The 1,158-nt window shown below is 67.2% G+C and carries 1 protein-coding gene; it reads left to right on the forward strand.

Going from position 1 to position 1,158, the window contains the following annotated elements; all coding sequences use genetic code 11:
• Positions 1–1,158, forward strand: a 1,158-nt coding sequence (locus tag ACFWJO_RS40245) for an AMP-binding protein (RefSeq protein ID WP_386873311.1), incomplete at both ends; no start/stop codon positions are given.

Here is a 1,158-nt window from a genome sequence, read left to right on the forward strand (position 1 = left end):
TCCCCGGTCTCCGGTCGTGGGGAACGGCAACTCGACGACGTCGTCGGCATGTTCGTCAACACCGTCGTCCTGCGCACCACCGTCGACCCCGATCGCAGCTTCCCCGAGATCCTTTCGCACACCCGCTCCGTGGATCTGGAGGCGTTCAGCAACACCGATCTGCCCTACGAGCGGCTCGTCGACGAACTGAAGCCGACCCGTTCCGAGGCACATTCACCGCTGTTCCAGGTGATGCTGGTGCTGCAGGGATTCGCGAACACACGGCTCGAGCTGCCCGGACTCGACGTGGAGGTCGAGGCGCTCGAGACCGGCGCCGCCAAGTTCGATCTCCAGGTCATCCTCACCGAGCACACCGAGGATTCCGGCGCCCCCGGTGCGATCGACGTCCAATTCTCGTACGCGTCGGAACTGTTCGACCCGCCGACGATGACGGCGCTGGCCGAACGCTTCGTCACCCTGCTCGAGACCATCACCGCCGGTTCGGACGCAAAGGTCGGCGACATCGACCTGATCGGCGCGGACGAGACCCACCGGATGCTCGAGCAGTGGATCGACACCGACGTCGCAGTACCGGGCTCGGCCACCCTGGTCAGCCTGTTCGAGGCGCAGGTGGCACGGACCCCGGACGCCGTGGCCGTCGTGTTCGCCGAGGAGGAATTGCTGTACGCGGAGTTCGATGCCCGCGCCAACCGGCTGGCACGCGAACTCCTCGCCCGCGGCGTCGGACCCGAATCCCGGGTCGCCGTCGCCCTGCGCCGTTCACTCGAGCTGATGATCGCGATCTACGCGGTGGAGAAGACCGGGGCAGCGTACGTTCCGCTCGACCCCGACCATCCGGCCTCGCGGATCGCGTACGTGATCGAGAGTGCGGAACCCGCATGTGTTCTCACCGCCTCCCGCGACCGGTGCGAGGGCGTCGACAGCGCGGCCGGTGCCTCGGTGATCGAGATCGACACCCTGAACCTGTCCCGGCGGCCGAGCACCCCGATCACCGACGCCGAGCGGGGCGGTCCGATCCACCCCGATTCGACCGCCTACGTGATCTACACGTCCGGATCGACCGGTAAGCCGAAGGGCGTCGCCGTCAGTCACCGGGCGATCGTCAACCGGTTGCTGTGGATGCAGGACACCTACCCGATGGATTCCACGGACGTCGTC

This window comes from Streptomyces sp. NPDC127092 (assembly GCF_042722475.1).
Lineage (GTDB): Bacteria > Actinomycetota > Actinomycetes > Streptomycetales > Streptomycetaceae > Streptomyces.